This window comes from Leucobacter sp. 7(1) (genome assembly GCF_900163635.1).
Classification (GTDB): domain Bacteria; phylum Actinomycetota; class Actinomycetes; order Actinomycetales; family Microbacteriaceae; genus Leucobacter.
Map to the genome: position 1 here is coordinate 1 of NZ_FUID01000021.1, position 22,273 is coordinate 22,273.

A 22,273-nucleotide genomic window follows, 5' to 3' on the forward strand; every position below is an offset into this window, starting at 1 on the left:
GGGGGGGGGGGGGGGGGGGCGCGGGGGGGGGGTATGTGGGTGGGGGTCGCGGCCGGGGCCGCTTCTGCGGAGAACTCCTCGACAGTCCGAGTGCCGCCGTTCGGAGCGAGCTTAACCCAGACAAGGTAGACAATCACCGTGACGACAAAGCCAACAAGCCAGGCGATGTCCACGTTGTGCAGGGGTGCCGCCATCGGCCCCGTGTACAGGGCCGTAATCATGAACGGAACCTGCGCGAGGAAGCCGATCGCGTAGCTCCCGAGCCCGACGAGGTTCCAGCGCCCGTACTGCCCGCCGGTGCGGTCGAAGAGATCACCGATCGTGTAGTGGCCCTTCTTGACGACAAAGTAGTCAACGAGGTTGATGGCGGACCAGGGAACCAGCACGTACAGCAGCAGCGACAGGAAGTTGTCGAACGCTGTCATGAAGTCGCCCTGGCCGAGCAGCGCGACAACCGTTGCGACAACGCCACACACGACCGTGGTCCAGACGCGCGTCCCCGACGTGATCACCACGTTCTTGAAGCTCGACTGGATCCCCGTGAGCGCGTTCATCACGGCCGAGTAGAGTTCCACACCGTTGATGAGCGCGGAGGTCACCGCGAACACCAGGAGCACCACGAGGCCGAGCCCGCCGAGGTGGTCGCCCAGCGCGGCTAGCGGGTTATCCGGGTTCGCGGCACCGAGCAGCACGCCAAGGGTCATCACGAATACCGAGCTCAACACGAGCCCCAGGTAGGTGCTCCAGAACGCGGTCTTGGGCCCGGTCTTCTTGGGCAGGTACCGGGTGTAATCAGATACGTAGGGCGCGTAGGCAAGCTGCCACACCACACCGATCGCGAGGACCGCGAAGAAGCCTTCAAGGGTGAACTCCGCGTCGTTCCGAGAGGCGGTCACCTCGGGCTGCAGCCAGAGCATCACCATCGACACTGTCACGGCGATCGCGATAAGAATCGAGATGTAGACCATCGTCTTGCGCAGCAGGTCGAAGCCGAACACGCACAGGGCGATACCGACGGCGGCGAATCCGATGATCGCGACCGAACCGTTCACGCCGGGGAACACGGCGAGCAGCGCGTCCTTCGCGACGATCAGGATCCCCACGAAGAAACCCATAAACATGATGAAGGCGATCAGCGCAAAGAGGCCGCCCCCGAGATACCCGAACTGAGCGCGGGCCTGGAGCATCTGCGGGATGCCGAGGTGCGGGCCCTGCGATGCGTGCAGCGCCGAGCCGAAGGCACCGATCACGTTGCCGATCAGAAGCGCGGCGATGCTCCACCCGATCGGCAGCGAGTAGGCCCCCGTTGCGACGGCACCCGTGACCACGGTCAGGGGCATCATGTTGAGGCCCACCCAGATCGCGAAGATCGACTTGCTTGTGCCCGTCCGCTCCGTTTCGGGGATGGGCAGAATGTGTTGCTGTTCAAATCGCACGAATGACTTCGTGACGACGGGTGGTTCCTGAGTCATGTCTCTCCTTGTCACACCCGTGCCGGCTGAGATGCCGGTGCGGGATCACGGTCATTCGTGGTGGTGTCGGCATACACCGTGGTGCCGCCGAGAATTGTGCGCGCAACGCGCACCCGATCGAAGTCGCCAGGACCCCCGATCGGACCGCTCAGCAGCACCAGGTCGGCGAGCGCCCCGATGCCGATGCGGCCGAGCTGATCCGCGACACCCGCGATCTCGGCCGAGCCGAGCGTGTAGGCGCGGATCGCCACCTCGGGGCTCAGCTGTTCCGCCGCTCGCGCGGGGATCCGGGAGTCCGGGTTCAGCGCGTGCACGTCGGCCGCGGGCGCGGTGCGGGTGCACGCGGTGTGCAGCCCCCACAGTGGGTCGGGACTTGTCACGGGCCAGTCACTGCCCATCGCCAAGTGCGCCCCGGCGCGGTGCAGTGAGCCGAACGGGAAGTGGGACTTGGCCCGCTCGGCTCCGAGCAGCGGGAGCTTGCGCTCGAGTATCTCCTGGTCGTTGCGCGCCCACAGCGGTTGCAGATTCGCGGTCACACCAAGTTCGGCGAACCGCGCAATGTCTGCGGGATCCACGAGGTCAAGGTGTGCAATCTGGTGCCGCGCCCCCGCGTTCCCGTTGCGCGCCCGCGCCGCGGCGACCGCGTCGAGGCACTCGCGTACGGCCCGATCGCCCACCCCGTGGAAGTGGACGCTGAGGCCCGCGGCATCGAGCGTCGCGGTGATCTGCGCGAGGTCTGCGGGCGGAATCACCGAGTCACCGCGCACCGCGGGTGACACCCCGATGTAGGGGTCGATGAGCGCCGCTGTGCAGTTCTCGCAAATCCCGTCCTGCATGATCTTGACGCTCGAGACCGCGAATCCCGCGGCCTGCGCCGCTTCGATGCGCGCGAACATTTCGGGCAGGTATGCGGGCCCGGCCGTCGGCGGCCACCACATTGACCCGGTAACTCTGGCCAGCAGGCTCCCGTCGGCGCGTGTCTCCAGGTAGGTGGGCAGGCTGTCGGGCAGGGTGAGGTAGTCACCCAGGATCGCGTCGTGCCAGCTCGTAATTCCGAGGGAGAAGAGGCGATCCTGTGCGGCACGGAGCGCCCGTCGCATCTCAGCGGCACCGCGTGGCGGCGCGTGGCGGGTGACGAGTTCGCCAGCGGTGTCGAGCAGCATGCCCGTCGCGACCCCGGCGGCGTCCCGCACGATCCGCCCGGCCGGCGGATCCGGTGTCTCGTCGGTGATCCCTGCACGCTCGAGTGCGCGCGTATTCACCCAGACCCCGTGGGCGTCGTGACTCGTGAGCACGGCGGGGCGATCCGGCACCCACTCATCGAGAAGCTCCCGCGTGGGGAGGCCCCCGGGGAACACGTCACCGAACCAGCCGGCACCGATCACCCAGGGCTCGCCGAGCGCGGCGGTGTCCCGGATGAGCCTGCCGTAGCCGTCGAGCGAGTGCTCGGTCTCCAGGTCACAGCCGAGCAGCGCGAGCCCCCCAGCGAGCGCGTGGATGTGGGCATCATGGAAACCCGGAAGCAGCGCTGCACCCCCGGCATCGATCCGCTCGGTCGTGGGAGCGGCGAGCGCCTGAATCGCGGTATCGCTACCCACCGCCACGATCCGGCCATCCCGCACAGCGAGCGCCGTGTCCGCGCTGAGCGCCGGGGCCCACACCTGGGCACCGGTGACAATCAGATCCGGCGCGCTCACGCGGCGACCCGCTCACGCGCATCGGCAGTGAGCTCTGCCGCCGCGCTGCCGCGCCGCCACAGGTAGTAGAGCACGCCCGGGACGATGAATCCGAAGATCCAGGCAACGTCCACGAACCCGAGCGGCTCAGCGAGCGGCCCCGTGTACAGGCCCGTCACCATGAACGGAATCTGCACAAGGATGCCGATCAGGTAGCTCACGAGACCCGCCGAGTCCCAGCGACCATAACGTCCGCCGTCACGTCGGAACATATCGTCGACCTCGTAGTGGCCCTTGCGCAGCACAAAGTAGTCCACGAGGTTGATGGCGGACCACGGGATCAGGACGTACAACAGCAGCGTGACGAAGTCACCGAAGATCAGCAGGAAGCTGTCCTTGCCGAGCAGCGCCCCGAGCATGGCGAGCACGGCGTAGGCCACCGTCATGAGGATGCGCTTTGAGGTGTTGATCCGGATCTTGGCGGAGATCGTCTCGAGTACGGTGAGCGAGGACATCACCCCGGAATAAATGTTGGAGGAGTTCATGATCGCTGAGGCGATCCCGAACGCAAAGAGCACAACCGGGCCGAAGCCGCCGAGGAGGCGGCCAAGTGCGGCCATTGTGTCCCCGTCCGCGGTGGTCAGGCCGACAAGCGCTCCGAGCAGCATAACGAGCACGGTGCCGATCACGAGGCCCAGGTAGGTTGCCCAGAACGCCTGCTTGGCCCCGCCCTCACGCGGCATGTAGCGCGAGTAGTCGGAGACATACGGGGCGTAGGCGAGCTGCCAGGTCACGCCGATCGCGAGCATGCCGAAAAATCCGGCCGTGTTGTAGCCGAGCTCCGCGTGCGGCACAAACGTCGCCGGGTTTGAGACCGCGATGATGATCGACACGACCACGAGCAGGCCGATGACCACCGAGAACACGGCCATGAGCTTGCGGACGAGGTCGTAGCCGAAGATCGCGACCACGAGAGCGATTCCGGCGCACACAATGATGCCGATGTTGATGTTGTCGCTCTGGAACACCGCGGCGAAGCTCTGCGCGGCAACAACGAGGTTCGAGGCGAAGAAGCCGAGAAACATGATCACCGCGATGAGCGCCAGCAGGCTGCCACCGAAGTAGCCAAATTGTCCGCGGGCCTGCAGCATTTGCGGGATGCCGAGCTGCGGCCCCTGCGAAGCGTGCAACGCGGCCCCGAGTCCGCCGACGACGTTCCCGATGACCACGGCGGTGATTGTCCAGCCGAGCGAAAGCCCAAACACGGTGGGGCCGAGCGCGCCGGTAACAATCGTGAGCGGGAGCATGTTGATCCCGAGCCACACGAAAAAGAGCCCGCGCGTGGTCCCGTGGCGTTCGTCTTCGGGAATCGGCCGGATGTGGCGCCGTTCGAAGGTGATGATCTTTGTCGTGGATGTCGAAAGTTTTGGGTATTCGCTCATGGGGGATCCCTATTTCGCCGTTGAAGTTGGGTCAAAAACGGCGCGACGAATCGCGCCAGCCGAGGGCCCGCTCGGTGCGGGCCCTCGGGGTGTTCAGCGTGCGGTGTTACAGTCCCGCGCTTGCCGTCGCGGCGGTAAAGGCCTGGTCCAACAGCCCCGCGAGCTCGTCAATGTCCGCTCGCGTCATCACGAGCGGGGGCGACACCTGCACGAGCGGGTTGCCCTCGGCGTCGATTGCGACGCGGCAGAGCAGTCCGGCCTGGGCAAGTGCCGGGTTCAGGTGGCCGCCGACGAAGTCGCCCGCGTTCAGCGGCGTCTCGGCCCAGCGCTTCGCGGCGTGGTCCGTGACAAGCTCGAAGGTGCGGTGGAAGCCGTCGCCGCGCAGATCGCCGACGATCGTCGCGTGCTGGGACGCGACCTCAGCCAGCTTCTCACCCAGATACGGGCTCAGCTCGGCCACGTTTTCCACGACGCCTTCGCGCTCCATGATCTCGAGGTTCTTCAGCGCTGCGGCACAGGCGACCGGGTGGCCACCGTAGGTGAGCGCGTGGTTGAACATGCCGAGTGGCCCGTCGAGCACGGTCTCGATGATTCGGTCGCTCGCGATCACGCCACCCAGCGGCATGTAGGCCGAGGCGATGCCCTTTGCAAACGTGATCATGTCGGGCTGGAAGCCGTAGTGCGCGGAACCGAACCAGGAGCCCAAACGGCCATAGCCGGTGATGACCTCGTCTGCAATGAGCAGGATGCCGTACTTGTCGCACAGCGCCCGCACGCCCGGGAAGTAGTCCGGGGTGGGCGGCGTGAGGCTGCCGCCCGCGTTCTGCAACGGCTCCATGATGATCGCCGCGATGGTGTCGGCGCCCTCTTGCACGATGAGCGATTCCAGCTCGCCCAGCAGGAACGCCGTGGTCTGCTCGGCGGTCTCGCCCTCGGGGCGGCGGTAGCGCTTCGTGTTGTGCGTGTGGCTCACCCCGTGCATGAGGGGTTCGAACATCTTGCGCACGTCAGTCATCCCGTTCAGTGACATCGCACCAAAGCTCGTGCCGTGGTAGGCGACGCGGCGGGCGATGAACTTGGTGCGTGTCCCCTCGCCTCGGGTGATGTGGAACTGCCGCGCCAGTTTGATGGCGGCCTCGTTTGATTCGCCGCCACCGGAGGCGAAGAACACACGGTTCAGGTCGCCGGGGGCGAGCTCCGCAATCTTCTGTGCGAGCAGGGCGGCGGGCGGGTGCGCCACACTCCACGTTGTCTGGAACGGGAGCGCCGCAAGCTGATCCCGCACCGCGTCACCGACCTCGGCACCGTGGGTGTAGCCCAGCTGCACGCAGAACAGCCCGGCGAGGCCGTCGAAGAAGCGGCGGCCGTTCTCGTCGAAGACTGAGCAGTGCTCACCGCGCACAAACACGGGGAGCTCGTCGTCGCGGTACTTGCTTGCCGGGGTGAAGTTCATCACCAGGTGGCGCTTGGCGATCTCGGCGAGCCCGCTCGGAGTGTTGGTGAGCTGTGCGCTCACGTCGGAGAATTCCTGCTGCATGGTCATGTCGGGTTCCTCTCAGTCGGCATTGACCGGACGGGTCGCGGTTCCTGCACCCATCGTCACACCGCTTCATTCATCAGTAAAATAGTTATTTTCGGATCACTGCATCGTGCTTTCAGATGCAGCTGGGCGTCGGATCCCGCCTAGCCCCACTGCATCCATGTTGTCTTGTAATCCGTGTAATTCTCGAGTGCGTGAACCGAAAGATCGCGGCCAAACCCGGACTGCTTGAACCCGCCAAACGGCGTGGTGAAGCCCAGGGCGTCCACGGTGTTCACCGACACCGTGCCAGCCACGAGTCGTTCGGAGACACGGTGCGCCCGGGCCAGGCTCCCCGTCCAGAGCGAGGCGGCAAGGCCGAAGGGCGTCTCATTCGCTCGCGCGATCGCCTCCTCCTCAGTATCGAAGGGTGTGACAACGGCCACGGGGCCGAAGATTTCGCGCGTGTGCACCTCGTGGTCCGCGGGCACGTCCGTGACGATCGTCGGTTCGATGAAGGCGCGGGATCCGCCGATCTTCGGCCGGGTGCCACCCGCAACGATTGTGCCGTCTCGGCGGGCGTTCTCAATCGTCGCCCACACAGTGTCCGCGTGCGCCTCCGAAACGAGCGAGCCGATCCCGCTCGCCGGGTCCAGCGGATCCCCGGGTGCGTACGCGCGGGCCGCCTCGGCATAGAGCCGCAGGAACTCGTCGTATACCGCGCGCTCCACGAAGATCCGGGAGTTCGCCGAACAGACCTCGCCCTGATTGTAGAAGCTGCCAAACGCGGCCTTCTGCGCCGCGAGCGCGAGGTCGTCGCAGTCCGCGAAGATGAGGTTCGAGCTTTTCCCGCCGGCCTCGAGCGCGAGGCGCTTCATGTTTGACTGACCCGCGTACTGCTGCAGCTGTTTAGCGACCTCGGTGGATCCCGTGAAGGCGAGCATATCGACGTCCTCGTGCAGGGCAAGCGCCGCCCCCACGACCGAGCCGCGGCCGGGGACCACGTTCACGATGCCCGCGGGGATCCCGGCTTCGAGTGCGAGCTCGGCCAACAGCAGCGTCGAGTGCGAGGCCTCCACCGGCGGCTTCACCACCACGGCGTTGCCCGCAGCGAGCGCGGGGGCAAGCTTCCACGTGGCGATTTCGAGCGGATAGTTCCAGGCCACGATCACGGCGACAACACCGAGCGCCTCGCGTGTCACGAGCGCGGTGGAGCCCGGGGGCGTGACCGGGATCAGGTTCTCCTGCTTCTCGACGGCTTCCCCGTAGAAGCGGTACAGCGCGGCGGAGCCGGGCGCATCGATCGTCGAGGACTCGCGGATCGGCTTCCCCATATCGAGCGTGTCGTACAGAGCGAACTCGTCGGCGCGTTCCTCAATGAGGCGCGCGAGTTCCAGCAGGCGTTCGCGGCGGAAGCCGGCACCGGCGCGAGACCACTCCCCGGACTCGTAGGCAGCGCGGGCGGCGGCAACGGCAGCGGCCACCTCGACCTCACCACACTCGTGGATCTGGGAAATCACCTCGCCGGTGGCGGGGTTTGTCTTGGGGATTGTCTTCCCCGAGCTCGCGGCAACGCGGGCACCCCCGATGACGGCGCGGCCGTCGAACTTGAGGGCCGCAGCGGCGGCCTGCCACTCGGCATGGGTGCGGGTCATGTGGTTCTCGTTTCTCCGTGGGTGGGGTCGCGCCGTGTGCGGCGCCAGGATCAGTGCGAAATCAGTGCGGGATCAGCTGCGGGCTCAACTGCGGTTCCGCGCCACGTCGAGCGCGGTCCAGGCGAGCCCCAGGACGCCATCGCGGAGCGCCTGCTCAGCGGCGGGGCCGACGCATGCCGCGGCGAAGGCGGGCTGATGGTTACTCGCCTCGCCGCCGACCCCGATGTAGGGGTGGATCGCGTTGACAAGCTGGGAGACGTTGCCCATGTCTGTCGAGGCGCGGTTCATCGTGGCGGCTGCCGGATCGACGTCGAAGTTTCGGCCGAGCGCGGTCGCATTCTCCCGGTACCTATCGAGCGCAGCCTCGTCGGTGCGCATCTCGGCGTAGCGCTCGCTCTCGGGGGTGATCGTCAGCCGCGCGCCCGTGGCGAGTGCGCCGGCCTCGAAGCACGCGCGGACGCGCTCCTCAAGGGCGAGCAGCTGCTCAGTGGTTTCGGCGCGCACGTACCAGCGCCCCTCGGTGCGCTCCGGGATCGCATTGGGGGCCTCGCCGCCGCGGGTCTGCACGCCGTGCACGCGCGCTGTTGCGGGCAGCTGCTGCCGGAGCAGGCCGAGCGCCACCTGCGCGACGAGGAACGCGTCATTCGCGTTGATCCCGCGCTCCGGGTATGCGGCGGCGTGCGCGGCCCGGCCGTCGTATTGAACATGCCAGTGGGTCACCGCGAAGGGCCTGGCCTCGGCCACGTCAACGGGGGCGGGGTGCGCCATGAGCGCAAAGTCGAGGTTCAGGAACGCGCCGCGATCCAGCAGCGTGATCTTGCCCCCGCCGCCCTCTTCGGCGGGGGTACCGATCACCTCCACCGCGATCCCGGCCTCGTCCGCCACGGCGGCGAGTGCGAGCGCCGCACCCACGGACATCGCCGAGATGAGGTTGTGGCCGCAGGCGTGCCCCAGTCCGGGAAGCGCATCGTATTCCGCGAGGAAGCCGACGGTGAAACGCACCCGGGATGCCGGTTCGCGCACCGCACGAAACGCGGTCTCAAGGTCCTGGTAGGGCTGCTCGACGATGAAGCCGTGCGCGGCGAGGACCGCGGCGACTGCGGCGGATGATCGGTGTTCCTGCCAGCCCGTCTCGGGGTGCGCGTGGAGGTCGTTCGAGAGCGCGATCAGTTCGGCGTCAACCTCGGCGGCCCGCGCCGCGACGCGCGCTTTCAGCGGGTCACTCATCGCCGGGCACCCCGTACGAGGGGGCGACCGCGGGGTTCAGCCCGCGGTGGGTGTAGTCGTCGCGCTGCGGCAGCCATTGCTCGAGCACCCGGCCGAGTTCTCCGATGGGGTCCTCGGACCAGTCGACCCGGAGATCCGTGATCCGCCAGCCGGCTGATCCCACGACTGCCATCCCCGCGGAGTGCACGGGGCCGGCCTCGCCCCCGGCTGCGCCGGCGGCCTGGAGCGCGGCGAGGAGGCGTTCCTCGATCCGGCCCGATGTGGACAGCGCCGTGTCAACAAGCGCATCAAGCACGTCGAGGCTCGCCAGCATGTTGCCGCCCGCGACCGCGTTTTCGCGTCTGGCCGAACCAAAGATCCCGAGCGCGCGCTCCCCGGAAAACACCGCGGCGCGCCCCTCAGCATCGAGTACAAGCAGCTGCCGGTATCCGATCGTCGCGGGATCCTGGGTCGCGACCACGCGGTCGACGGCCTGCTGCGCGGTGGCCCCGGAGCTGAGCTCGGCGAGGAGCGCGGGGCCGAGGCGCGGGTCGGTCACGTTCTGCGAGTGCGCGCCGCCGATACCGTCGGCGAGGTTCACACAGCGCGCAGCGACGGCGGGTGAGGAAGAGGAGATTGCGGAGCCAAACTCGCCGGTCGCGGCGTCCCGGAGGATCAGTGAGAAGGTCATGCCCGGACCCCGTCACTCAGCACGGCGGTGGCGTCGATCTCGACGAGCCACTCGGGCCGCGCGAGCGCCTGCACCACGATGCCCGTGGACACCGGGTACACGCCTTTCAGCCACTTCCCCACCGTGCGGTACACGTCCTCGCGGTAGCGCGGGTCGATGATGTAGATCGTGACCTTCACGATGTCGGCCAGGCTGCTGCCCGCCTCGTCGAGCAGCATCGCGATGTTTCGCATGGCTTGCTCGGTCTGCGCGGTCACGTCTCCAATGCCCACTGACTCGCGAGTGTCGAGGTCCTGCCCGATCTGGCCGCGGAGGTACACAACCCCGCCCGCAACGACGGCCTGGCAGAGATCGTTGTCGAGGTTCTGCTCCGGGTAGGTCTCGCGGGTGTTGAACTTCCGCAGGCGCGTATGCGTTGTCTCCGTCACGGTGTCTCCTCGTTGAGTTGCGGGGTGAAAGGGGTCCTGAGCACCATTGTCGACATCGCAAGTGCATCTGTAAAATACTCAAAACGGAGCTAGGCTATCGATAATTTAGATGCACTTGGGTGCGTCCCGCCGCCTGAGGAGCCTCGCATGAGTCACCGTTTCGCCATCACACTGACCCAGCTCAGCTACTTCGCGGAGTGCGCAAAGACGCTGAACATGACCGCGGCAAGCCAGCAACTCCACGTCGCCCAGTCCGCGGTCTCGACGGCGATCTCTCACCTCGAACGCTCGCTCGGCACGGCCCTGTTCATCCGGCAGCACTCAAAGGGCCTGATCCTGACGGCGTCCGGTGAAGAACTGCTGCGGGATACCCACCGCCTGTTCGGCCTCCTCACCGACACAATCGAGAACATCCAAGCCGAGCAGAACGAGGTCCGCGGGGGGATCACGATCGCGTGCTTCCACACGCTCACCCCGTTCCTCCTCCCCCAGCTGCTCGCGCTGCTCCAGGACCGCTATCCGGGCCTCACCGTTGACGTGCTTGAAGGGGATCACGAGGAAAATCTCGCGGCCCTGCGCGGCGGCCGTGCCGAGGTCGTCGTGGGCTACGACCTCACCGCGCCAGACGGGATCGCGCACGAGTTCATCGCCGAGGTGTCCCCGCACGTCATTCTCGACACCGCTCACCCCCTCGCCGGGCGCTCGGAAGTGGCACTCGCGGAGCTTGCGGATGATCCGCTTGTGCTGCTCGACCTCCCCGACAGCAGCGCGTACTTCCTGCGGCTGTTCAGCGACGCAGGCATCACCCCAAACATCAAGTACCGCACCAAGAACTACGAGGCCGTGCGCTCGCTTGTCGCCATGGGCTGCGGCTTCGCGATCTTGAACCAGCGGCCACTGATCGAAGAGACATACACCGGGAACAAGACTGTGGTTGTCGACATCAGCGATGATGTGCGGAGCCTCAACGTCACGGTGGCTTCGCTCGCCCAGGTCGAGCGCACCGCGCGTTCACGTGCGGTGGCCGCTGCCGTGCGCGAGCTTGTCACCGGCGCGGTGCCAGCGTCTCAGTAAGGTTCCTCCCCGCCCCGTATCGGGAATGCCTTTTTCCGATCCCCCACACACACTGCATCGCAGAAACCGATGCAGTGCTCCGCGAATGTGTATTGGCTTCCCGCCCGAACCCTGAGGTTTGCTGGTGCGTATCCGGGCCGCACCTCCCGCGCCCCGGCCGAATCCTCGGCGCCGTGTGCACTGCGGCACCGCGCCACCGATTCGCATCGACCCCAATTCGAGCGGAGAACGAACTATGTCGACCCCAGAACCCGAGGTCACCGATGTCCTCGTCGTCGGTGCCGGGCAAGCCGGCGTCGCCATGAGCGAGCACCTGAGCGCGCAGGGCGTGGCCCACATCGTGGTGGAACGGCACCGGATCGCGGAGCGGTGGCGTTCCGAACGCTGGGACTCGCTCGTCGCGAACGGTCCCGCCTGGCACGACCGCTTTCCCGGCCTCGAGTTCACCGACGTGGACCCGGATGCCTTCGCCACCAAGGAACGGGTCGCCGCGTACTTCGAGGAGTATGCACAGCAGATCAACGCCCCGATCCGCTGCGGTGTCGAAGTGCAGGCTGTGCACAAGCTCCCCCACGCGGCGGGCTTCCAGGTGCAGACCTCAGCCGGCGCGATCCGGGCTCGGTACATTGTGGCGGCGACCGGCGCGTTTCAGGTTCCGGCGATCCCGCCGCTCGTCCCCGAGCACGCCGGCCTCACGCAGCTGCACTCCGCGGGCTACCGCAATCCGCAGCAGCTCCCCGACGGCGGCGTCCTCGTCGTCGGTGCCGGGTCCTCCGGCGTGCAGATCGCGAACGAGCTTCGCCAGGCCGGCCGCCAGGTCACGCTTGCGGTCGGACCGCACGATCGCCCGCCGCAGCGCTACCGCAACCGGAGCTTTGTGTGGTGGCTCGGGGTGCTGGGCAAGTGGGATGCAGCTACGCCCGCGGAGGGCGCGGAGCACGTAACAATTGCCGTGAGCGGCGCGGACGGCGGCCGCACCATCGATTTCCGGAACCTCGCCGCCGACGGCATCACGCTCGTGGGCCGCGCCAACGCTTTTGAGCACGGCGTCATGCGATTCGGCACGGATCTCGCCACCAACATCTGCGGCGGCGATGAGAACTACCTCACCCTGCTCGACGAAGCCGACGCGTACATCGAACGCATGGGTCTTGACCTTCCCGAGGAACCCGCGGCCCGCGAACTTGGTCCAGACCCGGAGTGCGTCACCGACCCGATCCTGGAGCTGGATCTCGCCGCGGCGGGCATCACCTCGATCGTGTGGGCGACAGGCTTCCGCGCCGACTACAGCTGGCTGCAGGTCAACGCGTTCGACGAGGTCGGCCGCCCGGTGCACCAGCGCGGCGTCTCGCGCGAGCCCGGCGTCTACTTCCTCGGGCTTCCCTGGCAGTCGCGCCGCGGCTCCAGCTTCATCTGGGGCGTCTGGCACGACGCGAAGTACCTTGCAGACCAGATCGCGATCCAGCAAAGCTACCGGGCCTACACCCCGAGCACGCCGGCCCTCGCAGGGGCCTAACTTCCACCCTGCTCCCCAGGCACCCGCTACCCACGAGCCCGCTACCTGGCCGAGAACGCATTTTGGCACCTTCCCGCGATGGGAAAGGTGCCAAAATGCGTTCTCGCCGGGATGAGCCCTGAGACCCCAGGGGCTTGGGACCCCAGGGGCTTGAGGGCGTGGGGGCTTGGCTAGAGCGTGAAGTCTGTGGCGACGCGGGCCACCGCGTGCTGCTTCACGACGGCGCCTGCCGCGACGTGGTCGGGGTGTGTCGCGTAGCCCGCGAGACCCTCCGCGTCATCAAAGTCAGCGACAAGCGTCAGGTCGTAGTTGTCACCGTCGAACAGTTCGTTGCGGTGCACGTCGAGCGCGCGCAACGTCGGCACGAGCTCGCGCAGCGGCAGGAGGGCGGCGGTGATCTCCGCGGCCTGGGCATCACGCTCGGCACGCGATTCGCCGCCGAGCTTCCAGGAAACAATGTGGCGCAGGGTCATGAGAGGCCTTTCGGGTCACGCAAACTGTGGTGAATTACGGCAGCAGCCGGCCGAGCGGGCCGCGGGCCGCCTTCTGGATCGCGGGCGCGAGGCGCGCAGGATCCACGCGCCAGATCGCGTGCCGCTTACCGTTGATCTGGAGCACCGGAATACTCTCGGCGTGGACGCGAGCGAGGGCGGGGTCCTGCAGAATATCAAGCTCCTCGAGCTCGGTCGCGAAGCCCTGCTCCGCGGCTTCGGCGCGGACGCGCTCGACGACCTCACGCGCATCGTCACACAGGTGACAGCCGGGCTTCCCGATCAGTGTCAACCGCACCGTTCGCATTGCGTTCCTCCGCACGTGTCGCATCCCCAGAAAACACAATGGCGCCGGACCAAGGGCCCGACGCCAGCATCCGTCGCGCCCGAGGCGCGTCGACTACTTCTTGTTTCGACGCTGGTGACGCGTCTTCCGAAGCAGCTTGCGGTGCTTCTTCTTGGACATACGCTTACGGCGCTTCTTAATAACAGAACCCACGGTCACCTCACAACGTCTCTCGGGCCGCCGGATTCGTGGCCCACAAAACAGTAATCCTACTCGGTGTGTGGCCGCAGCGCGAACCCAACGCCGAGATTTCTTCAGATCACTCGCGCAGACGGAAGCGAGCGACGAGCTCTTTGACCCGATTTTCGGCGCGCGCTGCGGCGCGTCCCATGCGTTCAGCGGCGGCCGCGGCCTCCTCCGGAAGCACTTCCTCGTCCAGGTTCGAGAACGCATCCTGATCGCCCGGACCAGGGATTCGCTCGCCCGACTCCGAGAGATATTCGACCGTAACCTCGGTGTCAAAGTCTGCGGAGAGGAAGGGGATGACGAAGTCTTCGATCATCTCAAGCGGCTCGGCGTTCAACGAGTAGTAGCGGTGCTGACCTTCCTCGCGGACAGTGACAAGCTCGGCCTCGCGGAGCACCTTCAGGTGCTTCGAAACAGTCGGTTGGCTGATCTCAAGCTGCCCGACAATCTCGGACACGCTGATCTCGGCGTCACGCTGCACCCGCTCGAGCAGGACCTGCAGGATGTCGCGCCGGGTCGCGTCGGCAATAACCCCGAAGATATCTGGCATAGCCCCAGGGTAGTGGGCCGGGACGATTCTGTCCGCACCCGCGTGCCGCGGGCCGATAATTCACCTGAGCCGCTCGGCATGTGTACCATGACACCAGCAAGCCGAGACCATGATCATCGTGCGCCTCGCACCGTCACCGGGAAAGTAGGGCACTGTGGGGGCATCCGTCAGGAGCCGACGCCGCTCCGCTGCGCTCTCGCGGCGGTCGTGGTTGGGCGGGATGATCCATTCCTCCCCCGCACGCTTCGCGCTCCTTGTCTTCACCGCGCTGATCCTGCTCTGGACCGCGATGCTCTCGCTCCCCATCGCGAGCAGCAGCGGGAAGATGACCCCGCTGGCAGACGCGCTCTTCACCGCAGTGTCCGCAATCTGCGTGACCGGGCTTTCAACAGTGGACATGTCCACGCACTGGTCACTTTTCGGCGAAATCATCGTGCTCGCCGGCCTCCAGATCGGCGGTATCGGCGTACTGACGCTCGCGAGCATCCTCGGGCTTACCGTGACGCGCCGCCTCGGGCTCCGCCAGCGCCTGCTCGCCGCGGGCGACACGAACCCGATGCGGATGGGCCGCGACGTCTCCGAGAGCCAGGCTGTGGGCCTCGGCGAGATCGGCGGGCTGCTGGGTGCCGTCGCGCTCAGCGTTGTCATCATCGAGGCGGCGCTCACAATTCTCATCACTCCGCGCCTCATGATGGCGGGCTACGACCTCCCCCATGCGCTGTGGAACGGGTTCTACCTCGCTGCCTCGGCATTCACGAACACCGGCTTTGTCCCGCTGGGCGGCGGCCTCGAACCGTTCGCGACCGACGTATATCTCCTCACCGTGCTCGCGATCGGCGTGTTCCTCGGCGCGATCGGGTTCCCCGTCATCTTCGCCCTCTACCGCTACGTCATCGGCAGCGGCTGGCGTGCGCACAAGCGACTCGGCCTCCACGCGAAGCTCACCCTCACGACCACCCTCGTGTTTGTGATCTTCGGCTGGCTTGCAATCGCGGCGCTCGAGTGGAACAACCAGGCAACGCTCGGCAACCAGAACTTCTGGCAGACGATGTTCAGCTCCGTGTACATGTCGATCATGACGCGCTCCGGCGGGCTCGGCATTATTGACCCGCTCGACATGAACGGTTCGACTCTGCTGGTCATGGACATGCTGATGTTTGTCGGTGGCGGTTCCGCGTCCACGGCCGGCGGGATCAAGGTCACGACAATTGCCGTCTTGTTCCTCGCGGCATTCGCGGAGGCTCGCGGGTACAAGGACGTGCAGGCGTTCGGGCGCAGTATCCCGAACGAGGTGCTGCGAGTTTCCGTGTCGATCCTCATCTGGGGGGCGACGATCGTGCTCGCGGCGACCGTCGCGATCATGCATATGACTGGCGAATCGCTCGACATCGTGCTGTTCGAGGTGATCTCCGCATTCGGCACCTGTGGGCTGTCCTCCAACCTGTCCGCGGAGCTCCCGGACGGCGGAAAATACGTGCTGATCGCCACAATGTGGGCGGGCCGTGTCGGCACCGTCACCCTCGCGGCGGCTATCGCCGCCACCAACCGTTCACGGTTGTTCCGACTCCCCGAAGAAAGGCCGATCGTTGGTTGATATTCGCAGTGATGCCCCGGTGCTTGTCATCGGCCTCGGCCGCTTCGGCGCGGCCACCGCGGGTCAGCTTGACCGTCAGGACCGCGAGGTCCTGGTGGTCGACACCGACCCGACTCTTGTCCAGAAGTGGGCCGATCGCGTTACGCACGCGGTGCAGGCCGACGCCCGTTCGATGGAGGCGCTGCGCCAGATCGGTGCCGACGAGTTCCAGGTTGCGGTCGTCGCCACAGGCTCCTCCATTGAGGCGAGCGTGCTGATCGCCGCAAACCTCGTGGACCTTGAGATCCCGCAAATCTGGGCCAAAGCGATCTCGGCCTCCCACGGCAAGATCCTGGAGCGGATCGGGGTCAACCACGTGATCTACCCGGAGCGGGAAGCCGGCGAGCGCGTGGCCCACCTGCTGAGCGGCGCGATGCTCGACTTCATCCAGTTCGACAACAACTACGTGATCGCGAAGATGTACCCGCCGCGCTCGATCCGCGGCCGCACCCTCGCCGATAGTGGGGTGCGTACCCGCTACCGCGTCACCGTTGTCGGCGTCAAGACACCTGGACAGCCGTTCACGCACGCAACGCAGGACACGCTGATCTCACCCCACGACCTCATCATTGTCAGCGGCACCGCGTCAGATGTGGAACGCTTCGCCACAATCGCGTAGCGCCCACACCCGCACCCGCCCGCGCCCAAACGGTGGCAATTTATCTGGCCCGATGAGTTCTTCCCGGAAAACGGGTCGGGCCAGATAAATTGCCACCGTTTGGGCGGTCTGGGACCGGCAGACCCGGCAGACCGGCAGACCGGCAGACCCGGCGGACCCCGCCCGGCTAGTTCGCCTCGAGCTCCTCTGAGCGACGCACGTTCGCGGCGAGTGCCCGGTCGAAGAGCTCCGCCCACCCGGCGTCCTGGAGCACGAAAATCGCCTGCTCTGTGGTGCCCTTCGGGCTTGTCACGTTGCGCCGCAGCTGGGCGGCGTCCTCGCCACTCGTCTCGAGCAGCTCCGCGGCGCCGAGCACGGTCTGCTGCACGAGCTGACGTGCGGCGTCTGGGGTGAACCCGCGCCGCTCGGCCGCGCCAATCATCTCTTCGACGTAGTAGAACAGGTAGGCGGGGCCGGATCCGGAGACGGCGGCCACGTCGTTAATCTGCGCTTCATCAACAACGAGTACCAAGCCCACGGTCTCGAACAGCCGCTGCACGAGGGCGACCGCGGCGGCGTCGGCGCTCGCGCCCCCCGCGATCCCGGTCATGCCGCGACCCAGATGTGCGGGGGTGTTCGGCATCGCACGCACCACGGCAACGCCGGCGGGCAGCACAGCCTCGATGGCGGCGCTCGGCACGCCCGCGGCTACGCTCACCACAACCGCGCCCGGTTCCAGTGCCGACGCGATTTCCCGCGCCGCATCCACGACGAGCCAGGGCTTCACCGCGAGGATCACAAGCCCCGCCCCGGCAACAGCGCCCCGGTTCGCTTCAGCGTCCTGCTCCACCGCCACGGCGGCCACGTCATCGGCACCGTCGAACTGCGCCGCGGAGGCTGCGGAGTGCGTGGTGACCGCGATCGGGCGCGCGATCGCGACGGCTGGATCACGCAGCCCCGCGAGGATCGCCCCGCCCATCGAGCCGACCCCGATCATCGCGGTTCGGGGCAGTGCGGGCAGCGTGTTCTTCGTCGTTTCGCTCACAGGCCCAGTGTAGGAGGATCCCCGATCGCTGTGGGGATCCGGCACCCCGCATATCCCACTTCCGTGGCGCGGCCACCATAGAATGGCGCAGAAGCGTACGACACTCGGCTGGAGGCATCTGACATGAGCGCGACAGGCGGCAGTAAGGCGATCATCGCGGCGTTCCTCGCCAACATGGGCATTGCGATCACCAAGTTCATCGCCTGGGGGTTCTCAGGCTCGTCCTCGATGCTCGCGGAGGGCGTGCACTCGCTCGCCGACTCCGGCAACCAGCTCCTCCTGCTGCTCGGCGGCAAGCGCGCCAAGCAGGCCGCGGATAAGGAGCACCCGTTCGGCTACGGTCGGGTGCGCTACGTGTACGCGTTTGTGGTGGCGATCGTGCTGTTCTCGATTGGTGGCGTCTTCTCGGTATACGAGGGCGTCTCGAAGATCCAGAACCCGCACCCGCTCGAGATGTGGTGGCTCCCGCTTGTTGTACTCGCGATTGCGATCGTGCTTGAGAGCTTCTCGCTGCGGACCGCGGTGCGCGAGAGCCGCCCGCTCAAGGGCGATTCGAGTTGGTTCCAGTTCATCCGCCGCTCGAAGGCACCGGAACTTCCCGTTGTCCTGCTCGAGGACATGGCGGCGCTGCTGGGCCTGGTCATCGCGTTCTTCGGCGTTGGGCTGACTGTGCTCACCGGCAACGGCCTGTTCGACGGCATCGCCACCATCGCAATCGGCGTGCTGCTCATCGCGGTCGCCGTGATCATCGGGGCCGAGGTCAAGAGCCTGCTTGTCGGCGAGGGTGCGAGCGACGAGGATGTTGCGAAGATCGAGGCGGCACTCATGAAGTCGAAGGACATCGACCGCCTGATCCATATGAAGACCCTCTACGTCGGTCCCGACGAGTTCATGATCGGCGCGAAGATCAGCCTCGCCCCGGAGCGCACAATGAACGAGGTTTCCATGATCGTGAACCTCGCTGAGCGCCGGATCCGCGAGGCCGTGCCCGCGGCGCGCATCATCTACCTCGAGCCTGATGTGTATCTCGACCCGAACTCCACGCAGCCGACAACAAGCTCTGTAGTGATGCTCTCCAGCGACTAGCGAGGCCCGTCGGAATACGGGGTCTGGCGGAGGAATCCGGTGTAGCTCGCAGCCCCCAGGAGTGAGACGCCCGCAAGACAGCCGAGCAGGATCGGCGCGGACACCGGCACGAGCGCGGCGAGGGGTCCAAGGCTCGCTCCGAGAAACAGCACAAACCCGTTCAGCGCCATTCCGATCCCCCGTGCGTGCGGGGAGGCATCGCCGTACAGCATCACCCCGGACGGTAGGCTCAGCGCCACGCCCGCGCACATAAGGCACCCTGCGATCGCGAGCAGCTGCGGGGACCCCAGCACGAGCGGGGCCGCGAGCAGGCTGCCGCCGGATACCAGGCAGCCGAGCCGCGCGACCCGCGCGATCCCACCCAGGCGCGCGGCGAGGGGCCCCACGAGCAAAGTCGCGAACATCCCCGGGATCGCGGCAATCCGCAGCCACAGCATGCCGGTTTCACCGGCACCGTGCTGCTGAAGCACCGGGATGAGCGCCGCGTAGAACGCGGTGAACACACACATCAGGGTGACGTGCCCACCTGAGATGAGGAGCACCGGTCGCGTGACGAGGAGGGCGAGGCTGTCGCGGAAACGCCGCGCCAGTGTGGTCTCGGGTCGGTGCGCAGGCGCGGCGTCACGTATTCCGACCGCGATCATGACCACGGTGGCGGCGAGTAGCGCGGTCGATACCCAGAAAACGCCCGACCACGCGAACCGGGTCAGGAGCGCTGCAGCATAGACCTGCCCGAATACGCCCGCGAGGAGGAACGAGGTGGCCATCACACTGATCGCGAGCGGGCGGCGGGGCGGCGGGGCCGCATCGGACAGGTACGCGAGCACGATCGGGGCGAAACAGGCAGCCGCGAGGCCCTGCACCGCGCGGGCCGCACCGAGCTCGATCAGGGACGGTGCGAGCGCGCAGGCGGCCGTGGCGAAGACAAGCACAGTCAACCCGAAGAGCAACATCCGTTTCCGCCCAAATTGTTCGGAGAGCGGCCCCCACACCAGAAAGCCTGCGGCGTACCCCACGCCGAACACTGTGGACAGGGAGAACGTCGCGTCCGCAGCGAACGCGTGCGACACCGGGATACGCAGCGGCAGCGCAGCGTAGAGTTGGCCCACTACAAGGAGGGCAGCGACAACGAGCAAGCCGAGAACCCGCGGGGTCGCGGGATACTGGGGTGTGGGCGCGCCGGGGGACGGCAAGAACGACACCGGGGCTGCGGGCCGGTCAGATCAGGCCGGTGCCAGGAAGGAATCGCCGATTGTCTGCGCCACCCGTTGTAACAGGGGTACCGCCCGCATCCCGAACGCCTCGTCTACGCGCGAGGTCGGGCCCGACACCGAAATCGCCATCGGCGACGGCGAGTTCGGCACCGAGACTGCGTAGCAGCGCACCCCAATCTCCTGCTCGTTATCGTCCACGGAGTACCCGCGCTGCCGGATCATCTCGAGGTGCGTCACGAGCTCTTCGACGTCGCCAATGCTCTTCGAGGTGGCGCGCGGCATCCCGGTTTGCGCGATGATGCGCCGCACAGTCTGTTCATCGAGCTGCGCGAGGATCGCCTTGCCGACACCTGTGTTGTGCATGGGTGCTCGTTTGCCCACCTCGGTAAACATGCGCATCGTGTGCCGCGACGGCACCTGAGCGATGTACAGTACCTGGTCAGCCTCCCGGACGGCCATGTTCGCGGACTCCCCGAGCTCTTGCACCAGAGAAGCGAGCTGCGGCCGCGCGAACACGCCGAGCTGGGTGCTCGCGCCGTCGCCGAAGCGCATGAGGCGACTTCCCAGCGAGTACCGGCGGTCCTCAAGCTGCCGCACATAGCCGCGCCCCGCCAGCGTGCGGATCAGCCTGTGGATCGTGGGGAGCGGAAGCCCGCACCGTTCGGCAAGTTCACTCAGCGACAGGGTGCCGCCGGCGTCGGTCAGCGTCTCCAGCAGGTCGAAGGCACGCTCCACCGACTGCACTCCGCCGGATGAACCTGATGCTTGTCCGTTCGATGACTGCGCCACAATGAGCCTCCTTGCCACACCACTGAATCACTGATTTGCCGAAGTGTGAAGCCCTGCCACACACACTGCCCGATCGTACTGCTGCGGGATCGGACCCCGACACTGTGAGCGGTGCCGCGCTTGCGAGGCCCGCGCCCAAGTCATACTATTATTCCACACTTCAAAATAGTTTATCCGCATTATGGAATTTGTAAGTGATGTACCAAGCTACGTTTGTTCTGATCGAGGAGGATCATCATGGCAGCTCCCAGCCCCGGGTATTCGGTGACGGCACGCATCTCGGCCCCGGCCGGATACAACACCACGAGCGAGATCGTCACGGTCGCAGGCACCGCCGGTGCCCAGATCACCGCGCTCGACGTCGTTGAATCGCACCACGACCGAATGGTGCTCGACCTCACGGCCAACACGTCCTCACCCGAGCACGCGGAAGAGGTGAAGACCGCACTAGAGACCCTCGAGGGGGTCACGGTGAACCACATGAGCGACCGCACCTTCCTGATGCATCTCGGTGGCAAACTCGAGGTTGTGCCCAAGCTCGAGCTGCGCAACCGTGACGACCTGTCGCGCGCCTACACCCCGGGTGTTGCCCGCGTTTCGAAGGCAATCGCCGAAGACAAGAGCCTCGCACGCAAGCTCACGGTGAAGCGCAACACCATCGCCGTCGTCACGGACGGCTCGGCCGTGCTTGGCCTCGGCAATATCGGTCCGGAGGGCGCCCTCCCCGTCATGGAGGGCAAGGCTGCACTGTTCAAGCAGTTCGCCAACGTCGACGCCTGGCCGGTGTGCCTGGACACTCAGGACAGCGACGAGATCGTCAACATCGTCAAGGCGCTCGCGCCGGTGTACGGCGGCGTGAACCTTGAGGACATCGCGGCTCCCCGCTGCTTCGAGATCGAGGCCCGACTCCGCGAAGAGCTCGACATCCCCGTCTTCCACGACGATCAGCACGGCACCGCCATCGTGGTGCTCGCGGCGCTGAACAACGCGCTGCGCATCGTCGGCAAGCAGATCGGAGACATCAAGGTCGCGATCTCCGGCGTGGGTGCCGCGGGCAACGCCATCATCCAGCTGCTGCAGGCCTCGGGCGTCACTCACATCGTCGCCGCGGGGCGCGCGGGCATCGTGGCGCGGGATCACGAGCACACTGACCCGCACCGCAAGTGGATCGCGGAGCACACGAACCCGGAGAACCTCACCGGAACGCTCTCGGACGCGGTGAAGGGTGCCGACGTGTTCATCGGCGTCTCCGCACCGGACGTGCTCACCGAGGCCGATGTCGCCGCGATGGCGGATCAGGCCATCGTGTTCGCACTCGCGAACCCCGACCCCGAGATCGATCCGGCACTCGCCGCGAAGCACGCCGCCGTGGTCGCAACGGGCCGCAGCGACTTCCCCAACCAGATCAACAACGTGCTCGCCTTCCCCGGGGTGTTCCGCGGACTGCTCGACGCCGGTGTCTCCGACGTCTCCAACGAGATGCTCGTCGCCGCGGCCACCGCGATCAGCGAGAACGTCTCCGACGAGCAGCTCAACTCGAGCTACATCATTCCGAGCGTCTTCGACGGCGACGTGGCCCGTGATGTGGCCAACGCCATCGTCGAGGTTGCCCAACGCACCACGCAGTCAAGCTAGCCCACGACCGTAGAGGAGTAC

Annotated in this window: 21 protein-coding genes; 6 read left to right on the plus strand and 15 right to left on the minus strand. The window is 66.6% G+C overall.

What is annotated here, in order from left to right:
• From FM113_RS04320 to FM113_RS04355, 8 genes are all read right to left on the minus strand, one after another.
• The coding region (locus FM113_RS04320) for a cytosine permease (RefSeq protein WP_140393283.1) at window positions 1–1,472 on the minus strand (1,472 nt) is incomplete at its 3' end.
• Between the two features lie 11 nt (window positions 1,473–1,483).
• Window positions 1,484–3,169: an amidohydrolase gene (locus FM113_RS04325; RefSeq protein WP_087011865.1), complete on the minus strand. Its 1,686-nt coding sequence runs from the start codon at window positions 3,167–3,169 to the stop codon at window positions 1,484–1,486.
• Window positions 3,166–4,590: a cytosine permease gene (locus FM113_RS04330; RefSeq protein ID WP_087011867.1), complete on the minus strand. Its 1,425-nt coding sequence runs from the start codon at window positions 4,588–4,590 to the stop codon at window positions 3,166–3,168. Before FM113_RS04330 ends, FM113_RS04325 begins: the two co-directional genes overlap by 4 nt.
• A 106-nt stretch (window positions 4,591–4,696) precedes the next feature.
• On the minus strand, window positions 4,697–6,133 hold the full coding sequence (locus FM113_RS04335) for an aspartate aminotransferase family protein (RefSeq protein WP_087011869.1): 1,437 nt from the start codon (window positions 6,131–6,133) through the stop codon (window positions 4,697–4,699).
• Between the two features lie 140 nt (window positions 6,134–6,273).
• Window positions 6,274–7,764: an aldehyde dehydrogenase family protein gene (locus tag FM113_RS04340; protein ID WP_087011871.1), complete on the minus strand. Its 1,491-nt coding sequence runs from the start codon at window positions 7,762–7,764 to the stop codon at window positions 6,274–6,276.
• An 84-nt stretch (window positions 7,765–7,848) separates the two neighbouring features.
• Window positions 7,849–8,991: a M20 family metallopeptidase gene (locus tag FM113_RS04345; protein WP_087011873.1), complete on the minus strand. Its 1,143-nt coding sequence runs from the start codon at window positions 8,989–8,991 to the stop codon at window positions 7,849–7,851.
• Window positions 8,984–9,661 (minus strand): DUF1028 domain-containing protein, encoded by a 678-nt coding sequence (locus tag FM113_RS04350; protein ID WP_087011875.1) that lies wholly within the window; start codon window positions 9,659–9,661, stop codon window positions 8,984–8,986. Before FM113_RS04350 ends, FM113_RS04345 begins: the two co-directional genes overlap by 8 nt.
• Window positions 9,658–10,089 carry a RidA family protein gene (locus FM113_RS04355; RefSeq protein ID WP_087011877.1) on the minus strand — a complete coding sequence of 144 codons (432 nt, stop codon included), beginning with the start codon at window positions 10,087–10,089 and terminating at the stop codon, window positions 9,658–9,660. The genes FM113_RS04350 and FM113_RS04355 overlap by 4 nt, the downstream gene beginning before the upstream one ends.
• A 147-nt stretch (window positions 10,090–10,236) precedes the next feature.
• On the opposite strand from FM113_RS04355, the gene FM113_RS04360 reads away from it, so the two are divergent.
• Both FM113_RS04360 and FM113_RS04365 read left to right on the plus strand, forming a co-directional pair.
• The gene (locus FM113_RS04360; protein ID WP_087011879.1) at window positions 10,237–11,163 is read left to right on the plus strand and encodes a LysR family transcriptional regulator; all 927 of its coding nucleotides are present in this window, start codon (window positions 10,237–10,239) and stop codon (window positions 11,161–11,163) included.
• A 235-nt stretch (window positions 11,164–11,398) separates the two neighbouring features.
• The gene (locus FM113_RS04365) at window positions 11,399–12,679 is read left to right on the plus strand and encodes an NAD(P)/FAD-dependent oxidoreductase (protein ID WP_087011881.1); all 1,281 of its coding nucleotides are present in this window, start codon (window positions 11,399–11,401) and stop codon (window positions 12,677–12,679) included.
• 170 nt (window positions 12,680–12,849) lie between these two features.
• Here the strand turns inward: FM113_RS04365 and FM113_RS04370 are convergent, their stop codons facing one another.
• The 4 genes from FM113_RS04370 to FM113_RS04385 all read right to left on the minus strand — a co-directional run bounded on the left by FM113_RS04370 (window position 12,850) and on the right by FM113_RS04385 (window position 14,252).
• On the minus strand, window positions 12,850–13,152 hold the full coding sequence (locus FM113_RS04370; protein WP_087011883.1) for a Dabb family protein: 303 nt from the start codon (window positions 13,150–13,152) through the stop codon (window positions 12,850–12,852).
• Between the two features lie 34 nt (window positions 13,153–13,186).
• Complete coding sequence (locus FM113_RS04375; RefSeq protein WP_087011885.1) at window positions 13,187–13,477, minus strand: glutaredoxin family protein; 291 nt, start codon at window positions 13,475–13,477, stop codon at window positions 13,187–13,189.
• A gap of 93 nt (window positions 13,478–13,570) precedes the next feature.
• Window positions 13,571–13,669 carry an AURKAIP1/COX24 domain-containing protein gene (locus FM113_RS04380; RefSeq protein ID WP_005504750.1) on the minus strand — a complete coding sequence of 33 codons (99 nt, stop codon included), beginning with the start codon at window positions 13,667–13,669 and terminating at the stop codon, window positions 13,571–13,573.
• Between the two features lie 106 nt (window positions 13,670–13,775).
• Window positions 13,776–14,252, minus strand: a complete 477-nt coding sequence (locus tag FM113_RS04385) for a helix-turn-helix transcriptional regulator (RefSeq protein ID WP_087011887.1) — start codon at window positions 14,250–14,252, stop codon at window positions 13,776–13,778.
• A 220-nt stretch (window positions 14,253–14,472) separates the two neighbouring features.
• Here FM113_RS04385 and FM113_RS04390 point away from each other — a divergent pair, with 220 nt between their 5' ends.
• On the plus strand, window positions 14,473–15,846 hold the full coding sequence (locus FM113_RS04390; RefSeq protein ID WP_087011889.1) for a TrkH family potassium uptake protein: 1,374 nt from the start codon (window positions 14,473–14,475) through the stop codon (window positions 15,844–15,846).
• On the plus strand, window positions 15,839–16,504 hold the full coding sequence (locus tag FM113_RS04395) for a TrkA family potassium uptake protein (protein WP_176387075.1): 666 nt from the start codon (window positions 15,839–15,841) through the stop codon (window positions 16,502–16,504). The genes FM113_RS04390 and FM113_RS04395 overlap by 8 nt, the downstream gene beginning before the upstream one ends.
• A 166-nt stretch (window positions 16,505–16,670) precedes the next feature.
• Here the strand turns inward: FM113_RS04395 and proC are convergent, their stop codons facing one another.
• Window positions 16,671–17,480: a pyrroline-5-carboxylate reductase gene (gene proC / locus FM113_RS04400; RefSeq protein WP_087011968.1), complete on the minus strand. Its 810-nt coding sequence runs from the start codon at window positions 17,478–17,480 to the stop codon at window positions 16,671–16,673.
• A gap of 171 nt (window positions 17,481–17,651) precedes the next feature.
• Here proC and FM113_RS04405 point away from each other — a divergent pair, with 171 nt between their 5' ends.
• Window positions 17,652–18,614, plus strand: a complete 963-nt coding sequence (locus FM113_RS04405; protein ID WP_087011891.1) for a cation diffusion facilitator family transporter — start codon at window positions 17,652–17,654, stop codon at window positions 18,612–18,614.
• Here FM113_RS04405 and FM113_RS04410 read toward each other — a convergent pair.
• Both FM113_RS04410 and FM113_RS04415 read right to left on the minus strand, forming a co-directional pair.
• Window positions 18,611–19,816: an MFS transporter gene (locus tag FM113_RS04410; protein ID WP_087011893.1), complete on the minus strand. Its 1,206-nt coding sequence runs from the start codon at window positions 19,814–19,816 to the stop codon at window positions 18,611–18,613. The two genes, FM113_RS04405 and FM113_RS04410, sit on opposite strands and share 4 nt — an antisense overlap.
• Window positions 19,817–19,837: 21 nt before the next feature.
• Entirely contained in the window at window positions 19,838–20,617 is a 780-nt protein-coding gene (locus FM113_RS04415) for an IclR family transcriptional regulator (protein ID WP_087011894.1), read from the minus strand.
• 237 nt (window positions 20,618–20,854) lie between these two features.
• Here FM113_RS04415 and FM113_RS04420 point away from each other — a divergent pair, with 237 nt between their 5' ends.
• Window positions 20,855–22,252, plus strand: coding sequence for an NAD-dependent malic enzyme (locus FM113_RS04420; RefSeq protein ID WP_087011896.1), 1,398 nt, complete (start codon window positions 20,855–20,857; stop codon window positions 22,250–22,252).
• Window positions 22,253–22,273 lie beyond the last annotated feature (21 nt).